The organism is Chryseobacterium lathyri (assembly GCF_003290185.1).
Classification (GTDB): Bacteria; Bacteroidota; Bacteroidia; order Flavobacteriales; family Weeksellaceae; genus Chryseobacterium; species Chryseobacterium lathyri.
The window spans coordinates 17,629-33,747 of the sequence record NZ_QNFY01000006.1; the positions used below are offsets into that span (position 1 = coordinate 17,629).

General features: G+C 37.7%; 16 protein-coding genes. 14 read left to right on the forward strand and 2 right to left on the reverse strand.

What is annotated here, in order from left to right; translation table 11 throughout:
* Positions 1–30 precede the first annotated feature (30 nt).
* From DRF61_RS09350 to DRF61_RS09370, 5 genes are all read left to right on the forward strand, one after another.
* Positions 31–477: a 6-pyruvoyl trahydropterin synthase family protein gene (locus tag DRF61_RS09350; RefSeq protein ID WP_111956308.1), complete on the forward strand. Its 447-nt coding sequence runs from the start codon at positions 31–33 to the stop codon at positions 475–477.
* A gap of 29 nt (positions 478–506) precedes the next feature.
* Positions 507–1,298, forward strand: a complete 792-nt coding sequence (locus DRF61_RS09355; RefSeq protein ID WP_111956310.1) for a UDP-2,3-diacylglucosamine diphosphatase — start codon at positions 507–509, stop codon at positions 1,296–1,298.
* 178 nt (positions 1,299–1,476) lie between these two features.
* Positions 1,477–2,460, forward strand: a complete 984-nt coding sequence (locus tag DRF61_RS09360) for a LuxE/PaaK family acyltransferase (protein WP_111956312.1) — start codon at positions 1,477–1,479, stop codon at positions 2,458–2,460.
* Positions 2,461–2,513: 53 nt separating this feature from the next.
* Positions 2,514–3,014, forward strand: coding sequence for a phosphate ABC transporter permease (locus DRF61_RS09365; RefSeq protein ID WP_228452648.1), 501 nt, complete (start codon positions 2,514–2,516; stop codon positions 3,012–3,014).
* 18 nt (positions 3,015–3,032) lie between these two features.
* Entirely contained in the window at positions 3,033–3,575 is a 543-nt protein-coding gene (locus DRF61_RS09370; protein ID WP_111956314.1) for a hypothetical protein, read from the forward strand.
* A 53-nt stretch (positions 3,576–3,628) separates the two neighbouring features.
* On the opposite strand, the gene DRF61_RS09375 is transcribed toward DRF61_RS09370, so the two are convergent.
* Positions 3,629–4,411 carry a copper resistance protein CopC gene (locus DRF61_RS09375; protein WP_146897094.1) on the reverse strand — a complete coding sequence of 261 codons (783 nt, stop codon included), beginning with the start codon at positions 4,409–4,411 and terminating at the stop codon, positions 3,629–3,631.
* A 303-nt stretch (positions 4,412–4,714) separates the two neighbouring features.
* A complete protein-coding gene (aqpZ, locus tag DRF61_RS09380; RefSeq protein ID WP_111956886.1) occupies positions 4,715–5,431 on the reverse strand; it encodes an aquaporin Z in 717 nt (238 codons plus the stop codon).
* Positions 5,432–5,648: 217 nt separating this feature from the next.
* On the opposite strand from aqpZ, the gene DRF61_RS09385 reads away from it, so the two are divergent.
* The 9 genes from DRF61_RS09385 (at position 5,649) to DRF61_RS09430 (ending at position 16,119) form a co-directional block, all read left to right on the forward strand.
* The gene (locus DRF61_RS09385; RefSeq protein ID WP_111956318.1) at positions 5,649–6,269 is read left to right on the forward strand and encodes a DUF5715 family protein; all 621 of its coding nucleotides are present in this window, start codon (positions 5,649–5,651) and stop codon (positions 6,267–6,269) included.
* 149 nt (positions 6,270–6,418) lie between these two features.
* A complete protein-coding gene (locus tag DRF61_RS09390; RefSeq protein ID WP_111956320.1) occupies positions 6,419–7,156 on the forward strand; it encodes a hypothetical protein in 738 nt (245 codons plus the stop codon).
* An 18-nt stretch (positions 7,157–7,174) separates the two neighbouring features.
* The gene (locus DRF61_RS09395) at positions 7,175–7,798 is read left to right on the forward strand and encodes a hypothetical protein (RefSeq protein ID WP_111956322.1); all 624 of its coding nucleotides are present in this window, start codon (positions 7,175–7,177) and stop codon (positions 7,796–7,798) included.
* Between the two features lie 149 nt (positions 7,799–7,947).
* Complete coding sequence (locus tag DRF61_RS09400; RefSeq protein WP_228452646.1) at positions 7,948–8,577, forward strand: sensor histidine kinase; 630 nt, start codon at positions 7,948–7,950, stop codon at positions 8,575–8,577.
* Positions 8,546–9,223 (forward strand): response regulator transcription factor, encoded by a 678-nt coding sequence (locus DRF61_RS09405; RefSeq protein WP_111956326.1) that lies wholly within the window; start codon positions 8,546–8,548, stop codon positions 9,221–9,223. Before DRF61_RS09400 ends, DRF61_RS09405 begins: the two co-directional genes overlap by 32 nt.
* Positions 9,224–9,381: 158 nt before the next feature.
* Positions 9,382–10,722: a T6SS phospholipase effector Tle1-like catalytic domain-containing protein gene (locus tag DRF61_RS09410; protein ID WP_111956328.1), complete on the forward strand. Its 1,341-nt coding sequence runs from the start codon at positions 9,382–9,384 to the stop codon at positions 10,720–10,722.
* Positions 10,723–10,888: 166 nt separating this feature from the next.
* On the forward strand, positions 10,889–12,817 hold the full coding sequence (locus DRF61_RS09415) for an ABC-F family ATP-binding cassette domain-containing protein (RefSeq protein ID WP_111956330.1): 1,929 nt from the start codon (positions 10,889–10,891) through the stop codon (positions 12,815–12,817).
* Positions 12,818–13,058: 241 nt separating this feature from the next.
* Complete coding sequence (locus tag DRF61_RS09420) at positions 13,059–13,415, forward strand: hypothetical protein (RefSeq protein ID WP_111956332.1); 357 nt, start codon at positions 13,059–13,061, stop codon at positions 13,413–13,415.
* Positions 13,416–13,725: 310 nt separating this feature from the next.
* Positions 13,726–16,119 (forward strand): TonB-dependent receptor, encoded by a 2,394-nt coding sequence (locus DRF61_RS09430; protein ID WP_111956336.1) that lies wholly within the window; start codon positions 13,726–13,728, stop codon positions 16,117–16,119.

The following is a 16,119-nucleotide window of genomic DNA, read 5'->3' on the forward strand; positions in this document are numbered from 1 at the left end:
TATCATTATGTTTTGTCATATCTTTGCACTATGATACGTATTACAAAAATTTTCACATTCGAGACGGCCCATGTGCTGTATAACTATGATGGGAAATGTAAAAATATGCATGGACATTCCTATAAGCTCTTTGTAACGGTAAAAGGAAGACCGGTTAATGATTTGGAAAATCCCAAAAACGGGATGGTGGTGGATTTTGGAGATATTAAAAGTATCGTAAAATCTGAGATTGTGGATCTTTGGGATCATGCAGTTCTTGTTAACGCATTGTCTCCCCATAAAGAACTGGGCGAAGATCTTGAAAATAAAGGTCACAAGGTGATCTACTGCAGCTTTCAGCCTACCTGTGAGAATATGCTGTATGCCATTGCTGCCAAAATAAAATCCAGGCTTCCGGCTGAGGTTTCTCTGGCCTATCTTAAACTTCACGAAACAGAAAACTCCTACGGAGAATGGTTTGCAGAAGACAATAAGTAAACAGTATTGACCAATAAAAATTCAGACCGGTGTTAAAAACGATTATTAATTTAGAACCTGGAAAAAAAGTATATTTCACTTCAGATCAGCATTTTGGTGCTCCTACACCGAAGGAAAGCAAAGTGCGTGAAGAGAAATTTATCCGCTGGATGGATGAAATTAAAGAAGATGCCCAGGTTTTGTTTCTAATGGGTGATCTTTTTGATTTCTGGCACGAGTGGAAACATGTTATTCCTAAGGGATATGTACGTGTTCTCGGAAAAATTGCCGAACTGAAAGACCGGGGAATTCATATCTATTTCTTTGTAGGAAACCACGATCTGTGGATGAAAGACTATCTTGAAGAAGAAATAGGATGCACTGTTTTTTACAAAAAGCAGTATTTTGAAATGGGTGGAAAACAGTTTCTGCTGGCTCATGGAGACGGTCTCGGACCTGGTGATAAAGGGTATAAAAGAATGAAAAAGCTGTTCACAAATCCTGTGGCGCAGTGGTTTTTCAAATGGCTTCATCCCGATATTGCCATGAAAGTGGCACTGTATCTTTCCCAGAAAAATAAAATGATCTCCGGAGAAGAGGATAAAGCGTTTTTAGGAGAAGATAAAGAGTTTCTCGTCATCTATTCAAAAGAGAAGCTGAAGACTCAGGAAATTGACTATTTTATTTATGGTCATCGTCACCTTCCGATGGTGCTGGATCTTGAGCCCAAAGCAAAATATATCAATCTGGGTGATTGGATTTCCTACTTTACCTACGGAGTCTTTGAGAAAGAATTTGAACTTAAAACTTTTGCGGACGGAACAAAAAAAAATTACCCCTGAGAGAGGTAATCTCCGAATGAACCAAGGTCCATTCTTGTTTTTAATCCATATTCCGAGTTTATAATTGCAAGAAGTTTACCAAAGTGTAAATATCCGGTTAAAAAAATATTAAAAAACATGCTTTTTACATAATTGGCTCATTATGAGCTGGTAATAAGCTTAAAATAGTCTTCATAAATTGGAAAATATATTCAGCATACAGACAGAACAGAATTTCCTGGATGCATCATTGACAGCTTTTCGTCATCAGTATGAAAATGTTGAGATATATAGAAAGTTCGTGGATTTTCTGAAAATAAATCCGGATGAGGTTCACAGTCTGGAAAAAATTCCTTTCCTGCCGATAGAAATGTTTAAAAACCATCAGATTTTAGACAAAAACACATCGGCTGACCTTTTTTTTCAGAGTTCAGGGACTACACAGATGAATCTTTCAAAACATTTTATTGCAGATCCGGCGGTCTATGAAGAAAGCATCTATAAAAGCTTTGAACAGTTTATAGGAAAGCCGGAAGATTTTATTTTTCTGGGCCTGCTTCCAAGCTATCTGGAAAAGCAGAACTCCTCTTTGATCTATATGGTGGATTATCTCATGAAAAAATCCGCAAAACCCGAAAACGGATATTTTCTTTACAACCATTCCGAATTGTTTCAGCTTTTAAACACTTTGAAAGATAAAAAGGTCATTCTTTTCGGAGTATCTTTCGCCTTGCTGGACTTCCTGGATTCTGTTGAATCTCAGAATCTTTCAGTTTCCGGATCTCAAAACCTGACGATTATTGAAACCGGAGGTATGAAGGGAAGAAAAGAAGAAATGACCAAAGACGAGCTGTTGAGAATTCTGCAGGATGGTTTTAAAACAGAAAAGATTTACTCAGAATATTCAATGACGGAACTGCTTTCGCAAGCCTATTCTCTTGGAAATAATGAATATGAATGTCCTAATTGGATGAAAATATTGGTCCGGAATGCAGAAGACCCCTTTTCTTACGAAAAAGAGGGAAGAACCGGAGCCATAAACATTATAGATCTTGCCAATATCCACTCATGCTGTTTTATAGCAACGCAGGACTTGGGGAAAACCCTTCCGGAAGATAAATTTCAGGTGCTCGGAAGAATAGATCACTCCGATATCCGTGGATGCAGCTTATTGGTCTCTTGATCTCAAAAATAAAAAAATAAAGACTTCTTACTAAAAAATAAAGACTTCTTACTATGGACTGGAAGAAAAGCTTCTTTTTACTGCTCATAAGTTTATCCGGCCTTTTGTCAGCACAAAAAAAGTCGGAAAAGGATATATGGTCCGGAACTTACCTGGTAAATGAAATCAATAATGGAGCTTCCAGAGTTACGGATACTTTAGTGATTGCGAGAATTAAAGATGCTGATCCGAATGAAATCCCTGCTAAAGAAAAATCCGACTTAGTTCGATGGTCTATGACCTCAAAAAGAGATGGAGGCAACGATGAGATTACGGTTAAGCGATTCCTGTTTGATGCGAAAAATAACCGGGATGCCTATAAAGAATTCGGCTGGACAGATCTGCACAAATCCGGGAAAATGAACTGCATAGATGGTGGACATTTTTTTATTTGCCAGACACAGCCCGGTACTTCCGTTACATTTGGAAAGGATGAAAAGTACTTTACCAAAACAGGTGTCTTTGGAATATGGCTGCACTATGGGATAGTAGAGCTTGAAAAAAGTAAAACTTAATCAAAAAACTAATTGTAAATGCTGAAAATAGAAGAGCTTGTTCACGCATATATCCATTCCCACTGCGATTTCGAAAAAGAAATTGTGCTGACGAATTATTTCCAGGCCGACTGGGAAGCGGATATGCTGTTCATAGATTCTGAAGGGTTTAGCCATGAAATTGAAATTAAGCTTTCAAAAAGTGATTTTAAAAACGATTTCAAAAAATCGTACCTCAATAAAGATACCGGCGAAAAATTCCTGAAACATGATAAAATCTCATGTGGCGACTATATCTGCAATGCCTTCAGCTTTCTGCTTCCCATGGGAATGATAGAGCATAATTTAATTCCGGAGCACTGCGGGATTATTGAATTTTACCACAATGCAGATACCTGGGAAACGGAATTCTACCTCATACGCAAACCTAAAAGAGTCCATGAAGATCCTTATTGGAAACTGACTGACAAAGATCTTTTTATCCGGAAAATGGCCCTGAATTTACTGCAGCGTAAAATGGAAATCAAGGGCAGACAGGAAGAACTTATTTTCAGAAATCCTTTTGATATCAGGAAAAAGTAAATATAAAACTCCTGCATTTTTACAGGAGTTGAATATAAAGATATTAAACACGGTTATTTGTTTTTCACCATTTTTAAAGTGCCGTTTGCGCCGGTGCTGGAACTCCATTTAACAAGATAAGTACCTCCCGGATGATTCTGGAGATCAATCGGCAGTTTATTTTGTCCGGCTCCTATATCCGTAGTATATGCTCTCACTGTTTTACCGTTAAGGTCAATAACACGTATTGAAACAGTTTCTCTGCCTGCGGCTGTATAGTAAAGCTCGCTTATTCCCATGTTTTGATTGGATACTATAGCTGTTTTAGGCTGTGATGTTACCTGTTTTGATACCGTGCCACCACCGGGAACGCATATATAACATTCAAACCTGGTAACACCTATGAGATATTGATTGGGACCTGTGCAGGTAATGTCTACGCCATATCCAAACTGCCCCGGGTAATAAATCATGGTAGGATCTGAAGGAATTGTAGTGTGGTCTCCAATTGCAGTTGGAAGCGGGTAATATCCGCTATATAATGTAGAGGGATTGCTAAAGCTTACTTTGCCGTATCTGATTGGGGGAGTTCCTCCGGGAAGTGTGAAAGTTACAGGAAAGTTATAAGTTCTGAATGTACTGATATCTGGAGGAAAAGGTGTAGCGACCCGTTCATTGGACCCGATTTTAATGTCAAATTTAACATCCGTATGAGCATGGCCAGGGGTATTTTCGGCAAAAATATCATTTCTGGTAACAGTAATGTTATAGGTAGGTGCGGGAGTTGTATTTTTTTGTGCGTCCAATTGGTTTTGGCAAATTGATACAAAGAATAGTAAAAAGAGAATTTTTTTCATTTTAGTTAAATTTTTAGATTATTATTTTATTTATTTCGATTAATCTTAACTAAAATTGAAGCTTATTATCCGACTGCCAAAAGAGTAATTAGCAAATGTGAAAGATTATCCAATAACTGTTTCTGTTCTTTTCATAAATGTAAAACGGCAACAGTCTCGTAAAAAGGAAAGAATTACTAAAATTGTTTGCAAACATATGATTCTATTCAGTAAACTTTATAATGAGTATTGCATTATTGAAGTATTTTAACACAAAAAAATCCTGCCAGACGACAGGATTTTATATTTAATGTTATGATTTTTTTAATCAGTAACTTCAACAGTGTCTCTCTGAAGCAGGAACTTGTAGATCAATCCTCCTACAATCCCTCCTAAAATAGGTGCTGCCCAGAACAGCCAAAGCTGGGACATCGCAAGCCCGCCCGTAAAAACAGCCTGTGAAAGCGATCTTGCCGGGTTTACCGAAGTGTTGGTAATAGGAATGGAAATAAGGTGAATCAGGGTAAGAGCTAAACCAATAGCAATACCTGCAAATTTTCCGTTAGCCCACTTATCTGTAGCTCCCATAATAACAATCAGGAAGAAAGCTGTTAATAAAAACTCAGCAAGAAATGCTGCTCCCATGCTGAATGCTTTTCCGTTGTAAACTGCTTCTCCATAGAAATTGGTAGCAAATGCCCCCGGTTTCGAAAAGTCTACAGCTCCTGAGCCGTTAAGAATTACATACAGGCATCCTGCAGCAAGAAGAGCTCCAAGACACTGGGCTACAACATAAGGGATAAGATCTTTAGCTGAGAATCTCCCTCCTGCTAGAAGTCCGAAAGATACTGCCGGATTAAAATGTCCGCCAGAAATATGTCCGACAGCATAAGCCATCGTAAGAACAGTAAGACCAAAGGCTAAAGAAACCCCCAAAAGACCAATACCTATGTCGGGAACTCCGGCAGCAAAAACTGCACTTCCGCAGCCACCGAAAACAAGCCAAAATGTGCCGAAAAATTCAGCAAAAAGTTTTTTTATCATATGTTTATTATTAAATGTATCTCAAATGTAAAATTTAAATTTTAAAATCAAAAGATAAAATTTAAAAATCTTTTAAGATTTCTTAATATAAAATTACATATTTAGTAATTTGGTTTAATGTTTGTTGGGAATTTTTTCATAATGATATTATCGGTAAACTGAATAGTATATCATAAATGTTTATCTTTCGTTTAGTAATTTAAAAGTGTGGTTAATGAGAAAGTATTTTTGTGTAGCCTTCGTGCCTTTTATGTATAGCTTTTATTACCCGCAGGCAGCAAAAAAAGCACTTCCCTGCTATGATTTGACTTCGGTTCTGAAAGTAGAACCTACTGCTCTGTATAAGCCACATCTGGATGCTTCAAAAAGTTTTAATGTAAAACTGCTGAAAGATTCCAAAACAGTGCAAAAATATATAGGTAATGGAAAGTTTCATAAAATAAAAAAAAGCGGAAAAGGCTATCGGGTTCAGAAACTTGATTACAGCAGGCCTTATATGGTTTCTAAAGCAAAAACTACTTTGGAAAACATGGCATCCAGGTTCAGTAAAGAAACAAAAGGGCATACTTTTACCGTTTCATCCATTACAAGAACACTTGAAGATCAGTGCAGACTGAGAAGAGTGAATTCCAATGCATCTTTAGGGATAAGCTCCCATAATTACGGTAATTCATTTGATATTTCCTATATCAGGTTTAATGATGTACTGAAATATAATCCTAAAATGGAGACAGCACTGGAAAAAGTTTTAAAGTATTATGCCAATGCCGGCAGGATTTATTACATCAGGGAAAGGCAGCAGAGCTGTTATCACATCACGGTGAGGAATTATTAGCACGGTCAGCTGATCACAAACTGCTTTATAATCTGAAACTTTTACGGATTAAAATTAAATTTATTTTACGGATAATAAATTTATGATACGATTATTTGTACAGGATGTTTAGTTTGTATAATTTTATACAACTAAATAACTATGAAATTATGAATGAGAACGATTACAGGCTGGCCGCTGCCGAATGGGGCAATTGCGTGTCAGATTATTCCAGAATCACAAATTTAATTCCTACCAATTACATTTTCGAACTTTCTTCACAGCAGATCGATAAAATCAAACAACAAAACAAATATGTGGATGTGTGCGCAGAAGTAGGCGTATTCAACGGCAGTCTTGTCTTGATTTTTCTTCCGCTGGATGCACAGGGACATGTGGATAAAAGCATTACTGAATATCAGTATACTACCCTGGGACCTCTTAAATATGATCTGAAACTGCAGGAAACTAAAGAATTTACGGTGACCAAAAATGCAGTTCTTTCCAGCAACCTTACCAAGATAGATGGCAATACCAATACCTCCGTTCCGGTAACCGAACAGCCGGTTCTGGACCAGGACATTGCTGTAGATGCTATTGAACGCTGGAGAGATGAAGGAATGGAATGGTTTTTCCGTGAGTGTAATGAGTTCGGTGGAGAAAGAGTTTTCAGAAGATTCTATATTTCTATGGAAGACCTGACTCACCCGAGCCCGGAGGTTTTAGGCATCAAATGCTCTTTTGGACTTAGATATAATGACATTTACCAGAGAATGCTGGTAACACTGATCTTTATTTCTTTCCATGAGATGTTACAGGAAGGAAGCAACGTGGCCACTATTTCAAATACGTATGATTGGGCAAAACCATGTCCGCCTGTCTGCCGTATTCCTGAACTTGGATCTTAATATGTAGCATCAATAGGAATGACAGATTTTTTTAAAGCCATTTTATTCCTAAACTATGGACTGCTTCTGTCCGTTGTATTTTTGGGAGCAGCAAAATACCGTATACTGAATACCAAAGAAAAGCAATATTTTCACTGTATTGCTTTTCTTTTTTTTATCGAATTATTAAATTTGGCCTTGCCTTATCTCTTCAATCTTAATGATACCTCTTTCCTGTATCCCTTGTATATCGCCGGCGAATTTTTCCTGGTCACTGCTTTATTTATCAGAAAACTGGAGCTTCCAAAATACCTTTTAGGCATTACAGCGCTTCTCGCCACTGGATTTATGATCTCGAAATATGGATTTAATGATCCCTTCAACAGTGATATTGTAAAAGTAATATCCAATATCATTATTATCTGCCTTTCAGGATTTACCCTGATCCGGGAGATCAGAGGCGCTTCTGCAGAGAACCGTTTTCTTCTTGTGGATGCCTGTATTTTTTTCTACTATTCAGTTTCAGTATTTATTTTTATTATCCAGCATCAGATCGCAGATCTTTCAGAAAATGATTACTTAATTATTCTCAGTGTGAATAATATTCTGTCAAGCATTTTATACTGTTCATTTTTATATACCTTCATCAAATTAAAGAAGTAACCTTAAATATTAGCCTGCTCATCCTTATAATTGTTACCATAACAGTTATAGTATCCTTTATTCTCTTAGCCTACAGGTCTTTTATCAGCCGGATTATCAAAGAAAAAAATGTTCAGCATGAAGCTGAGGTTCTTCATCAGAAAAAACTTGTGCTTGAAAATATCAAAGCCCAGGAAGAAGAAAGAAAGAGAATAGCCGTAATGATCCATGACGATATTGGAAACAGGCTCAATATCCTTTCCCTGTGGCTCAACAACCTTGATACAAAGGGAGATGAAGTCATCAAGAAAAAGATCTACAGCCAGATGTCGTCTCTCATTGATGCCGCCCGGAGTATTTCCCATTCCCTGTATCCCGTTAACCTCGAATCGGTAGGATTTGTACTCTATGTAGAAGAAATGATTGCCAACCTTTCCCATAAGATCAATATTTCTATGCGGGTAATGCCTGGACACGAGAAAAAAGATATTTTTATAGAAGTGCAGCTGTACAGGATCATCCAGGAATTTACGACCAATGTGATCAAACATTCTACGGCTACAGACTTATGGATCTACATTAAAGATTATCCCCGGCATATGGCCGTCATTATTTCTGACAACGGACAGGGATTTGATTATGATCTGGTGAAAAAAGGAATGGGCATTAAAAACATAGAATCCAGGATAAAATCCATGAATGCCGTCCATAAATGGAAAAATACCCCGAATAAAGGAAGCCGTTTAATCATTTTAATTCCAAACAATCATGAACTCCCAAATCAAAATAGCCTTAATTGATGACGAACAGCTGATCCTGGAAGGGGTAAAAATGCTGCTTTCGAATGAAAAAAATATATCCGTATGTCTTACCTCCAATAACGGCCCGGATTTTATTGAAAAGCTGGGAAGCCTTTCCGAAGATGATTTTCCCCACATAGCTCTTGTCGATGTACAGATGCAGCCTATGAACGGTTTTGAACTTGTAGAAATTCTTAAAGAAAAATATCCGGATCTAAGGATCATTATTCTTTCCTCCCATTACAAAACTTCCATTTTGGGCTATATGGTTAAATTGGGGGTTTCGGCTTTTCTTCCTAAAAATTCAGACCGGAAAACATTTATCGATGCCATTACCATGGTTTACAAAAATGGGGTTTTCTTTACAGCAGAAGACCATCAGATGCTGTTTACCTATATGAACAGTTCCACAAAAAAGAAATCTCTTTTTGAAATGGAAGACGAGCTTTCCGAACGGGAAAAAGATGTTGTGAAGCTGATCTGTCAGGAATACACCAATAATGAGATCGGGGAGAAGCTCTTCATCAGTCCCAGAACAGTAGAAAGCCACCGCCAGCGGATCCTGGAAAAGATCGGGGCCAAAAATACCGTAGGCATTGTTATTTATGCCGTTGTGAACAACATATACTCTCTTGATAAAATATAATTCCGTAGAAATACGGAATTTTTTATTTGGTATTTTTCACGCTAGTATTGCTTTCCCTTCTTCCGTTAATTTGAAAAATAAGTTTTACAGATTTCAAAGCAGAACCAGATTCAAGACGCTGTACTGAAAACTTTCAACCACTAAAGCAAAACACAGCGATGGAAAACAATACAGTATTGCCTGTCGGAATTTTTTTTGACGGAACCGGAAATAACGGGATCAATGCAGGCTCCCCCGATATGCCTTCGGTAAACAATGAAAGTTATAAAGGAGCACCGACCAATGTTTATAAACTCTTCAATTTATTCAGTCAAAACAGTAAACTATATGTCGAAGGAATAGGAACGGTTACTGGCGGAGAAGACAGCAATTTTGCGATGGGTACCTGCGCTAATCCTCCGGATGCACGGGGATATTCTTCCGATGACAAGCTGCAGAAAGCCAATGCTTTTGTACAGAATATAATCAATGACAAAAATATTGACTATCATTTTTACATCTACGGATTCAGTAGAGGAAGCATGCTGGCAAGAGAATTCTGCAACCGGCTGGTTGTAGATTATCCCACAGCAAATGTTACTATAAAATTTTTGGGAGTTTTTGATACCGTGGAATCCAAACCATTTAACACATACGATATGAACCTGCCTCAGGAAGTGGAAAATGCCCTTCATCTGTGTGCAGTTAATGAATGTAGGTTCTTTTTCCCGCTCACCGGATTTTTTGAAAATTCAAAAAATATGCAGGACACCAAAACAGAGACAGCTGGTTCCGTTTGGAAAGAAGTTTTCGTTCCCGGAGCTCATGCCGATGTGGGTGGAGGCTATCTTCAGGCTCCCCAGTCAGTTTATATTTCTACAGATTTTATGAATGTCAGTGATTTGCAGGCCTATGTTTCAGAGGTGAGAAATTCAAAAACCGATGCCGAAGGAAACAAGATCTGGAATTCACTGCTGTCAGATTTTCAGATCGAAAAAGGAATTGTTCTCACCCAGGCTTACGTTTCCAGAGACTTGGTCCTTAATACCCTTCCGTTTGTATATGGCAGGATAATGCTGGATGAAACCAATAATGCCGTCCCCGGAATTTTCAGTACAGATCTTGCCAATTCAGGTCTTGAGATTAAGGATGATACTTTTCTCGAAGACTTTTATACAAATCTTGCAGCATATATTAAAGACTTTTCACCTGCTATGAAACCCCACTATAACTATGCAGATTTTGCAGGGTATACCCATATTTCGGCTAATTTCGGACTGTACCATGATGATGCATTACAAAAATCAGCTGATGAGATAGAAGCAGAACTGATCAATATTGGCCTGAATGTACCCAGCAGTACATCTGTAGATCAGGAGATCCATACCAATCTTCTTACCGAGCTGCATCTTCCCGAAGACAGCTTTACTGCAGACTTTATGTATGGGACCAATGTTCCCAATAATAATATCTGGAGCCGCACAATAGAGTTAAGATCCTTTGTTGCAGGACAGAATTAAATGTACTTTTCAGTTTTAAATTTAGGTTGCGAGGGGATGTCTGTCAGGGCATCCCTTTTTACTGTATTCCAGAGCTGGCAGTTTTTATTTCTGGGCTATTCATTTCTTTTTCCGTACTTTTGCACCCGAAAATTCATTATTCATCATTTAATTTTTATTTAATAAAATGCTTTCGGTTCAAGGTTTAGGATTACATCATTCAGGAAACTATCTGTTTCAAAATACAAATTTCACCATTAAAAAGGATGATAAAGTAGGTCTCGTTGGAAAAAACGGAGCCGGAAAATCTACTTTACTGAAAATGCTTTCCGGAGAAATTAACTTCTACGAAGGAAGCGTTGTACCTGAAGGAAATGTTACCATCGGTTTCCTGAAGCAGGATCTAGATTTTGTAAAAGGAAGAACTGTTTGGAATGAAACAATGCAGGCTTTTGAACAGATCAATGCTTGGAAAGATGAGCTGGAACAAGTTAATCACCAACTGGCAACAAGAACCGATTACGAAAGTGATGCCTATACAGATCTGATCAACAAAATGACAGAACTGAATGATCTTCTGATGAACCATGATGCCTACAACCTGGAAGGTGATATGGAGAAAATATTATTTGGTTTAGGTTTTAAGGCAGATGATTTCCACAAAATTACAGATGAATTTTCCGGAGGATGGAGAATGAGAATTGAGCTGGCAAAACTTCTTCTTCAGAAGAACGACATTATGCTTCTCGATGAGCCTACCAACCACCTCGATATGGAATCCATTATCTGGCTGGAAAACTTCCTGAAAGATTATCCCGGAGCCATTGTTCTGGTAAGTCACGATAAGCAGTTTATGACGGCTGTCTGCAACAGAACTTTTGATATTAATAATAGAAAAGTTGACGACTATAAAGCCAATTATTCCAAATATCTGGTGATGCGTGAAGAGCGCCGTGAAAAACTGATTCAGGCTAAGAAGAATCAGGATGCGGAGATTAAGCAGATGGAGGACAACATCAATAAGTTCCGTGCCAGTGCTACCAAAGCATCTTTCGCCCAGTCTCTTATTAAGAAATTAGATAAAATTGAACGTATTGAGGTAGATAACGAAGACGTTTCAAAATTCAATATCCGTTTCGTACAGTCTATGGTTCCCGGAAAAATTATCTTTGAGGCCAATCATTTAGGAAAAGCTTACGGGAAAAAACAAATTTTTGATGATGTAGACTTTATTGTTCAGAGAGGAGACAGAATTGCCCTTTTGGGACAGAACGGACAGGGAAAAACAACTTTAGCTAAAATTCTTGCCGGAGACATCAAAGATTATACAGGGACATGGAATCTGGGGCACAACGTAAACATCGGATACTTTGCCCAAAACCAGGAAGAAGTGCTGACTCCTAATAAAACAGTTCTGGAAGAAGCTGAGGATGCAGCTACAGAGGAAACCAGACCTAGGGTAAGAGATCTTTTAGGATCTTTCCTTTTCCAGGGTGAAGCGGTAACCAAGAAAACAAAAGTGCTTTCCGGAGGAGAAAGAAACCGTCTTGCTCTTTGTAAACTGTTGCTTCGTCCTTTCAATACGTTGATTATGGATGAGCCTACCAACCACCTGGATATCCAGTCTAAGGAGATCATTAAACTGGCTTTACAGAATTTCGAAGGGACATTAATCGTGATTTCTCACGACAGGGAATTCCTGGATGGGCTTTGTGATAAGATTTATGAATTCCGTGACGGAAGAATGAAAGAATTCCTGGGAAGTGTTGGTGAATACCTTGAATACAGACAAAAAGAGACCCTTCGGGAAATATCTGCTGAAAAGGCAAAGCTACACAGCGATGATGTGAAAGTTGAGGTAAAACCAGTTCCGAAAGAAGTAAAGGTGGAAGAGAAATCATCAACCATTGTAAGCAAAGAACAAAAAAATATTCAGAATAAACTAAAGAAAGTAGAAGAGAAAATTTCTGAGCTTGAATCTGAAATTGAAACATTGGAAGCTTCATTCACAAAGGAAAATCCTTCTGAAGAAACTTTAGAGAAGTATAATAAAACTAAAGAAGAATTAGAAGTTGCTTTACAGGAATGGGAGCATTTAGGTTCTCAATTGGTTTAGTTTTTTTGAATTAAAATATACAGATCCTTCGACTCCGCTCAGGATGACATTGCTAATACTTAATCTAATACGAACAGTATTATTTTTTAACAGTGTCATCCTGAGCGGAGTCGAAGGATTTTAGTATAAAAACGCATTCGACCGGGAATAAGTTTGTAACAAAAGCATACTTACACCAACGTATTGAATAGTTTTACGAAAACTTAATTTAAAACTTAAATTATTTTTATAATTTTACAGGATGATTTTTAAGGAAAGCAGAAATCTGAAGAGCTTTATCTCCAAACTTTTGTTTGGGATCTACTTCATTGCGCTGTTTTCCCAAAGTTTTCACCATCATGATGCTGTCGATAATTTTAAGATCTTCAATCTTAAAAAGACAGAAAACACCATGGCTAAAAATTCAGCCAAAGAAAAGCCGGGCGACTGTCTGGCGTGTCATTTCTTAGCTACAGGACATACACTGGTTCCTGAAGAGTTCAGCTTTTCCTTCGAACATTTTACGCACGAAGTAAAACAGGTTATTGCTGTTCAGGAAAAAGTATGGTCTCAGACCAAATTCACTTTTCAGCTCCGGGGGCCTCCCGCAATTGCATAATCACGATTTTAATTGGCTTTAATTATATTTAAAGTTCAATATTTTGGGTTTAAATCTATTGGTTGATAGCTGTTAGATGTCGTTTCAGAATTCCGGATTTCGCGATTCGGGGGATTGAGAGTTTTAGGATTTGAGAATATAGAGGCAGAATTAACTGTCTGATATCTCAGTCTGATATCTGAAACTTCATATCTGACATCTGGTTCATCAGTCATTAATATTTTTTACATTTCACAATTAAAATAAACCCATCCAACAAATTTTTACGAAAAAATGTACCTGTAAAAGGTACGCAATCAATCTATAGACAATGAAATTGATATATAGTCTGATGTTAGTCTTTTGTGGACTGGCATCGATAAGTGCACAAAAATCGTATTCGATAGAAGGAACCGTTCAGGATTTTCACGATAAAACCATGCTGGAAAATGCGGTAGTGAAAATCGGGGGATTCACGGCTACAACGGATAGTAAAGGTAAGTTTACGTTTAATAAAATTCCTTCGGGAAAATATATACTCATTGCCAAACATCCTGATTGTAATGATTATACTGAAAATATAGGAGTTGATCGGGATTTACATTTGGTAATCACCCTCGAGCATCATAGCCATGATATTGAGACGGTGACCGTTCATGGAAGTCATAAAAATAATGGAAGCATAGTAATGAAAACACTGGATAAATCTGTGCTTTCTAGAAATGTTACCGAGAATCTGGGAAATTTACTTACCAATATTTCGGGAGTCAATGTTCTTAAAACGGGGAATAACATTGCTAAACCCATCATCCACGGACTGTATGGAAGCAGGGTTTCCATCCTGAATGACGGTGTAAAACTGGCTGAACAGGAATGGGGTGTAGAACATGCTCCGAATGTAGATGTAAATAATTTTGAACATATTGATGTTGTAAAAGGAGCATCAGCCCTGAAATACGGAAATGGTGCCGTAGGTGGGGTCGTGGTTTTACAACCTCAGGTGCTACCCAAAAAAGATACCCTTATGGGATCTGTTTCTCTATCCGGTATTTCAAACGGGCGCGGAGCAGATGTAAATGTAAAGCTGGCAAAAACCTGGGAAAGCGGCTGGGCTGTTAAAACCAACGGAAGCTTTAGGAAATTGGGTGATCTTACAGCTCCTGACTATGGATTGATGAATACAGGAATTCAGAATTCCGGTTTTAATTTTGGGGTTCAAAAAATGACTTTTAATTCAGGGTTTTCTTTTGATTATTATTTAACGAATAATTCAATAGGCATTTTGAGGAGTTCACATGTAGGATCTGCTGAAGATTTATATGAGGCATTGTCAAGTCAGGAACCTATTTTTAAAAGAGATTTCAGTTATGATATCGATAATCCAAGACAGGAGATCGAGCATCATATTGCTAAACTTTCAGGATATTATAGATTTGAAAACTTTGGAAAGCTTACGGCTACCTACAGTTTTCAGTATAATCACAGAAAAGAATATGACATCCGCCGGAGTGAAGAGCTTAGCAAGAAACCGGGACTGGATCTGGAACTGATTACGAATGATTTAAATATCAACCATCTTATTGAAAGACCAAAATGGAGTCTTGAAACAGGAATTAATGGTGGATATCAGAATAATTACTCCAACCCGGAAACAGAAGCGAGACGTCTGGTACCTAACTACGATCGCTTTTATGCTGGAGTTTATTCTGTCTATAAATATAAACTTCTGCCTTCGCTGGATCTGGAGGCTGGAGCACGTTATGATTTTGACCGCTATGAAGTGACCAAATGGTATGATCTGAGTGACTGGAATAGATTATATGCCAAGGATTATTCAGATTTTGTAGTAAGGATTAATCAGAATAGAATCCTTACCAAGCCTGAATTAAACTATAATAATTTTTCAGGTAATGCCGGAATCAGCTATCATCCGTCAAATAATTTTAATCTGAAGCTAAACTATGCGAGGGTTTCAAGATCTCCCAATGTTGCTGAACTTTTTGCCGACGGACTTCACCATTCTGCAGCCATTATAGAAGAAGGAGATATGGGGATTAAAAGTGAAACCGGAAATCAGTTTAATTTAATTGCTGATGCCAAATTAAATGTTCTGGGTGGCCTGGATATCTCTGTAAATCCATATTTCTTTTATACCAAAAATTTTATCAATGAGGTTCCTATAGGGTACCGAAATACCCAGTGGGGTGGCGACTTTGTAGTGTATGGTTATCAGCAGATCGATGTGAAAATGTATGGAGCAGATCTGGATCTGGCCCTTAAAATTAATGATAATCTGGCCTACAAGGGAAATCTGTCTTATGTATACGGACAGGACCTTACCCATGATGTTCCACTGATCATGATGATGCCTACTAATTTCAACAATTCACTGGAATTCAGTAAAAAAGAGTGGAAGAACTTTTATGTGAACGTAAGTAACAAAACAGTTCTTGCCCAAACAAGATTCCCAATTTATAATGTTTTTATCAAAAGATATGATTCGGAGGGAAATTCTTACAGTCAGGAAGTAGATATTTCTACTCCTCCCAAAGCGTATTCGCTTTGGAACCTTCAGGCAGGGGTGAATCTGTCAAAAAATTTCGGAGTTGATTTCTCTGTAAAAAATGTTTTCAACACTTCTTACAGAGATTATCTGAACAGGTTACGATATTTCTCCAGCGAAATGGGACGAAATTTTATTGTAACTCTTAAATATCAATTTTAA